The organism is Aneurinibacillus migulanus (genome assembly GCF_001274715.1).
Classification (GTDB): Bacteria; Bacillota; Bacilli; order Aneurinibacillales; family Aneurinibacillaceae; genus Aneurinibacillus; species Aneurinibacillus migulanus.
The window spans coordinates 4355829-4361889 of the sequence record NZ_LGUG01000004.1 but is presented as its reverse complement, the minus strand read 5'-3'; the positions used below and the strand labels follow the sequence as shown (position 1 = coordinate 4361889).

Annotated in this window: 6 protein-coding genes and 1 pseudogene; 3 read left to right on the top strand and 4 right to left on the bottom strand. The window is 42.2% G+C overall.

From position 1 onward, the window contains the following. Nucleotides 1-541, top strand: a pseudogene (locus AF333_RS22715) (transposase); the annotation flags it as partial. Between the two features lie 355 nt (nt 542-896). On the opposite strand, the gene AF333_RS22705 reads toward AF333_RS22715, so the two are convergent. From AF333_RS22705 to AF333_RS22690, 4 genes are all read right to left on the bottom strand, one after another. Next, entirely contained in the window at nt 897-1436 is a 540-nt protein-coding gene (locus AF333_RS22705; protein ID WP_407638692.1) for a DedA family protein, read from the bottom strand. A 224-nt stretch (nt 1437-1660) separates the two neighbouring features. Continuing rightward, a complete protein-coding gene (gene sdaAA, locus AF333_RS22700; protein WP_043069100.1) occupies nt 1661-2536 on the bottom strand; it encodes an L-serine ammonia-lyase, iron-sulfur-dependent, subunit alpha in 876 nt (291 codons plus the stop codon). Between the two features lie 26 nt (nt 2537-2562). Then, a complete protein-coding gene (sdaAB, locus tag AF333_RS22695) occupies nt 2563-3228 on the bottom strand; it encodes an L-serine ammonia-lyase, iron-sulfur-dependent subunit beta (protein WP_043069091.1) in 666 nt (221 codons plus the stop codon). 24 nt (nt 3229-3252) lie between these two features. After that, nucleotides 3253-3786: an ACT domain-containing protein gene (locus AF333_RS22690; RefSeq protein WP_043069090.1), complete on the bottom strand. Its 534-nt coding sequence runs from the start codon at nt 3784-3786 to the stop codon at nt 3253-3255. Between the two features lie 295 nt (nt 3787-4081). On the opposite strand from AF333_RS22690, the gene AF333_RS37710 reads away from it, so the two are divergent. Together AF333_RS37710 and AF333_RS22685 are read left to right on the top strand one after the other, a co-directional pair. Continuing rightward, a complete protein-coding gene (locus tag AF333_RS37710; protein WP_139189078.1) occupies nt 4082-4144 on the top strand; it encodes a tetracycline resistance efflux system leader peptide in 63 nt (20 codons plus the stop codon). Nucleotides 4145-4254: 110 nt separating this feature from the next. Beyond that, the gene (locus AF333_RS22685) at nt 4255-5586 is read left to right on the top strand and encodes an MFS transporter (protein WP_074715290.1); all 1332 of its coding nucleotides are present in this window, start codon (nt 4255-4257) and stop codon (nt 5584-5586) included. The last annotated feature ends 475 nt before the right edge of the window (nt 5587-6061 follow it).

Below are 6061 nucleotides of genomic sequence, written 5' to 3'. Positions count from 1 at the left end.
GATCCTGGCTGCCTGATTCCTCATTTTGAAGTTCTTGAGCAATACAATCGCCCTAAACCAAAGGCGTTGATTGGCGATTCCGGATATGGGAGCGAGGAGAATTACGTCTATTGCGAAAAGAAAGAAATCGAGGCGTACGTCAAATACAGCACCTTCGATAAGGAACAAACGAAAACATGGAAGAATCAAGTGGGTCGTCTGGAGAACATGACGTACGACGAAGAACAGGATGAGTGGATGTGTGCGAACAATAAACGACTGACCTTTCGTTATGAAAAGAAACAGAAGTCGGACAATGGATATGAATCGATCAAGCGAGTGTACCTTTGTGCGGACTGTCCTGGCTGTCCATTTCAAGCGTCTTGCGCAAAAGGAAAAGAAACCAAAAGGATCACTGTTTCGATGGAAAATCAAAAACAGCGCAAAGACGTACGGGAACGGCTGGCAACCGAAGAAGGAGAAGGAAAATACAGCCAGCGAAAAATCGATGTGGAACCTGTGTTTGGTCAAATCAAACACAATCGCCAGTTCATTTTCATTANAAATTAAATCAACGATCAAAAGAACCACAAATACGGAGATAAATAGAAAGAAAATCGAGGATAAGCAACCTCTAAAATCCATATTCAGGTAAAAAAAGAAGGGCTGGCTCGAAAAAATCGTTTTTCAACGACCTTTTGAGACAGCCTCTTTAGCATTAGAACCATCCCTGTAAAAATCACTTTTTAAGGTTTTCACTGCTTCCTTTATTCTTGTGAAGCGCGTGGAACGGCAGGCAAAAAAGACCAACAGAAATACCCGGATGTTTTGTTGGTCCGCCTGAAATGACGCAAAGCAGCCGTTTGGCTTCTTTGTGGAAATCGAGTTTTGTTTATGTACAACTATTACCAGAAGCATTATTTTCCGAAACTGTAGCTCCATTTATTCTTGATTGCAATATAAATTCCAAGAAGAACAACGATCCCAGCGATAATAAACGGAGAGTAGTCTTCAGCTGCTGCTGCCGCCTGTTTATAATGTGGACCGAACGTATACCCCAGATAGATGTAAACCGCTGTAATGGGCAGAGTAGCACAGAATGTATAAATGGAAAAAAGCCATACATTCATTTTAGCCAGGCCGCAGGGGATAGAGATAAGCGTGCGGACGCCCGGCAAAAAGCGTGCGAAAAAAGCGACCCCGGCCCCGTATTTCTGAAAGAAGAGGTCTGCTTTCTCCACCTGATGCTCCCGAATAAACAGATACTTACCGTATTTCAGAATAAAGGGCCGCCCGCCGTAACGTCCCAATGCATATAAAGTAAGTGGACCAAATGTGCCTCCGACCGTACCTGCGAGAACGGCTGGCCAATAGCTCATATCCCCCTGATACACCCAGTATCCGGCAAGGGGCAGAACCAATTCGGCAGGAACAAATTCAAACGTTAATGCCAGCATCAATCCGAAATAAGAAAATTCCTTCAGGATTTCTACAAAGGCAAGAATATACTCCGTCACTTGTAGACTCCTTTCCAGTTGTAATAAAGTGAAACTGCGCTCACTGAGGAGCTTCATCCCTCGCTGAGTGTTAGCTAAATGTATTGGACCTTTAGAGCAGGATACAGAAATCGTATCGCTTCACTTATACGACGTACTACAGGTAAGGTTTCATGTTTTTAAAACTATGCATCACCGAAAATTCTACGTTCTAGCTCGCGACCGGTTGGTGTGGCCGCTAATCCCCCCAGTGCGGTCTCCTTTAATGTGTTGGGCATAGCGCAGCCGATGCGGTACATCGCTTCGATTACCTCGTCGGTCGGAATGGCGCTTCGTATACCAGCTAATGCCATATCTGCCGCAACCATCGCATTTGCCGCTCCCATGGCGTTTCTTTTAACACAGGGAACTTCAACTAAGCCTGCTACCGGATCGCAGACAAGACCGAGCATATTTTTTAACGCGATGGCGACCGCCTGTGCGGATTGTTCGGCAGAACCGCCTGCCATCTCCACAATGGCCGCTGCTGCCATGCCGGTAGCCGAGCCTACTTCAGCCTGACAGCCACCCGCTGCTCCTGAAATAAAAGCATTGTTTGCGATAACGAAGCCGACGGCGCCTGCTGTAAATAAATAACGTACCATCTGTTCGCGGTCCGCATTCAGCTTTGGAGCGACAGCGAACAGAGTACCGGGCACGATTCCACAGGCGCCGGCAGTCGGTGTTGCACAAATGGTACCCATCTTCGCATTCACTTCATTCGTCGCTACAGACTTGCTAACAGCATCCAACAGAAGCTTTCCGGAGAGAGGTTCCTTTTCCTTCATATAGGTTTGCAGAAGAACTGCGTCTCCTCCGGTTAAACCGCTGCGCGACCGATCAGGTTCCACAATTCCTCTTTCCACGGCTTCTTTCATGACATCTAGATTTCGTTCCATCATATCTATAACCTCTTGTTGGCTTTTGCCGGAGGTTTCGCTTTCCGTTTCAATCATAATTTGTGAGATTTTTTTATTTTCTGTAGAGCATAGCTCCACCAATTCGGCGATCGTACGAAACACCATCATCGTTCACTCCTTTTCTGTCCTTATAATGCAGCGATACTGGAAACGTTATTTATATAAGATAGAGCGCATAATTCCTGGCAAATCACTTCAGATGCAGCCTGATCGGTTTCTATGACCATAAGTGCTTGCGCTCCTCGGGATTTTCGGGCCATATCCATATATCCAATATTTATTTTATGCGCGGCTAGGATCTCTGATACGGCGGCTACCAGGCCATACCGGTCTTCATGCCATACGAGCAGGGTAGGCATATCGCCAGTGATGCGAACTGGAAATCCATCTACCTCAGTAATCTCCATTTTTCCGCCGCCGATGGAGATGCCGCATACGCTTACCGTCTTTGTTTCATCGCTTATTGTCACCCGGGCGGTATTTGGATGATTGGGGATATCATCCGAGGTACGTATCGTAATATCCACATGCTGCTCTTTGGCAATTGAAAGAGATTCGGTCATCCGTTTATCAAATGTATCAAATCCGAGAATTCCTCCTACAATGGCAATGTCGGTTCCATGACCTTTGTATGTTTTTGCAAATGATCCGTAAAATAAAATGTCTGCTCGTGTAGGTTTGTTTCCGAACAGATTTCGTGCGAGTAGTCCAATTCGTGCCGCACCGGCTGTATGAGAGCTGGAAGGCCCGATCATAATCGGACCGATAATGTCAAACACAGAGCGATATTTCATGTTTTAGCCTCTCCTTCATAAGATTCACACCGGGCACAACGCCACGATTTTTGTAATCTGGGGAATTCGTTGGATTTTTGCTATAGTCTCTGCTGGTATTTCTTCATCGGTCAACGAAACCAGCAATGCATTTTTTCCTTTTTGTTCTCTCGATACTTTCATGCTGGAGATGTTGATTTGATTCTCTGCAAGAATACGCGATACATCCCGGATGACGCCTGGATAGTCCGTATGATATGCCAGGATACCATAGGAGCCTGCGGTGATGCGGCAGCTATAATGATTCATTTTGCTAATGAATATGTCTTGATGATCTTTCTCAAACGTATACTTGCTCTTTCCTATTTGTAAAATAGCAATTTCATTTGTGTATTCGCCGGAACTCGTTTCGATGTGAAGTGTTTGGTCGGGATTTGAACCCAATAACCCTTCGATTATTTTCCGGGCAATTTCTTCCCGATGTTCATGTGTAAGAATATGAAGTGTCATATTCGTTACATGAGGTTCTAAATGACGGATTAACCGTCCTAGCTGTATAAAATCCGAATAGTTTACCATGAGTTTCCCCCTTAGCTTTTTAAAGCTGATAACAAGATTGTAAGTAAAACACGAACGTTATTCAATGATAAAAATAAAAGTTGTGAATTTCCGACAAAAATGTTCGTGTTTTTCTTGTTTTCTTTGCTGTTAGTGGTTCCTGGCTTGGTGACCGGTAATTGGATACAAAAGAGTAGACTGCCTTAATGGCGAATATTAGCATATTGTAAAAAATACCAATTTTATATAGAAACAAAATGCTACCTAAGCTGTTTTGTGGTAAAATATTGGATAATTATAATTAGGAGGCGTTTTTATGAAGTGCACTAAAATGAATCGGGTACAAATTCAAGGGGGAAGCGTATCATTTACCCTATAAACTGCGTACTCCCCCTATAATATGGGGGTATTATCCTAGTGGATAAAGATGTAAACAACAGTAAAAAATTTACTGAAGAAGTCGGGTTACCAAATCAAACCTTTAAAAATGTGAAGAAGGCATTAGCATGGCTGAGCTTCCTTGCTTTCTTCAGTGTCCTGAATGAGACGGTATTCAATGTAGCATTGCCTGATATTGCAAAACAATTTGTTGTTCCGCCTGCTGTAGCAAATTGGGTTAATACAAGTTTTATCCTTTCATTTAGTATCGGATCGGCTATATATGGAAAAATATCTGATATGTATGGTATTAAGAAATTACTGATTATCGGGCTATTAACGTATAGTGCGGGATCACTTTTCGGTATACTTGCATATGCTTACTTACCAGCTATCATTGCTGCACGTTTTATTCAAGGTGCTGGTGCCTCGGCAGTGCCTGCACTTATTATGGTGATCATTGCACGTCATGTTCGTTCAGAGGATCGTGGTAAAGCATTCGGGTTGGTAGGGTCATTGGTAGCTGTGGGTGAAGGCATGGGACCAGTCATTGGTGGAATGATTGCGCATTATGTACATTGGTCATTCCTTTTTATAATTCCAATGATGACGCTTGTATCTATCCCGTTCTTTCTTAAAGTATTGCCTAATGAATCTGTCTCTAAAGGCCAAATAGATATTCTCGGTGTATTGTTGCTATCAATTGGGATTGTAATGTTTACTTTATATACGATGCAATATAATTGGATCTATATTGTAATAAGCGTTGTGTTGTTTGTAGGGTTTTCCTTGCATATCCGCCGAGCTAAAGAGCCTTTTATTGAACCATCTTTGTTTAGAAAGCGAAAATTTATAATCGGTGTTCTAACTGGATGCATTTTATTAGGCACTGTGGCCGGGTTCATCTCAATGGTACCTTATATGATGAGAGACGTGCATCAACTAACCACAGTCATGATTGGCAGTGGGATTATATTCCCTGGCACGATGAGTGTAATCGTTTTCGGTATAATTGGTGGAACTTTGGTAGATAAACGAGGCAATACATTCGTTTTATCTCTTGGATTGTTCTTGAGTATTTTTAGTTTTCTGATTATATCGTTATTTTTAGATGAAACGCCATGGCTAATGACAGGTATGTTAATTTTTACTTTCGGTGGTCTTTCATTTATCAAGACAGTGATTTCCAATAGTGTTGCAGATAGTCTTGAACCAGAAGAAGCTGGTGCTGGAATGGGGATGCTCAATTTTGCTTGCTTCTTATCAGAAGGAATAGGTATAGCGGTTGTTGGTGGTATGCTCACAAAGCGTACATTGGATTTCCCTTTATTGCCAACAGTAGAGAACGCCGCGTCTTTTCTATACAGTAATGTGCTGTTGGTTTTTATAATAGTAATGACAATTGGCTGGGCCCTATATACACTAGCATTTCGTCGCAAATAGTTTGTTTTATTTTCATCATTTTCATAGAGAAATATGCAAGCTGAAGAACGCAGGGATATGCCTGTGTTCTTCAGCATGTCGAGGTTTTTCCAATGGGCCACACTTCTATATAAATTACACTTGATATTTTGAAAGGGGAGTGTGGTTGGAAATACACAGCAAGCTTTGGTTTTACTTGGTTAAAGACATTCCCTGCCTCTTCTCGTGCATCCAAATCAGCTTCAAAAGCCTTATTCATATGCAGCATCGTTTGCTTAGTACCTTTAGATCCCCACACATTAAATACGTGCTCTCTTTTTCCTCCCCTAACCATATTCAAAGTAAAAAAATCCGTAACATATTGACGTAAACTAAAGGATATGCTATTAAAATAATGATTAGCACTCTATTAATTCGAGTGCTAATCGTTTGACGTCTATACAATTATAACTATCACGTCAATAGTATGTCGAAGTAGTTTTTATATTGAAAGGAG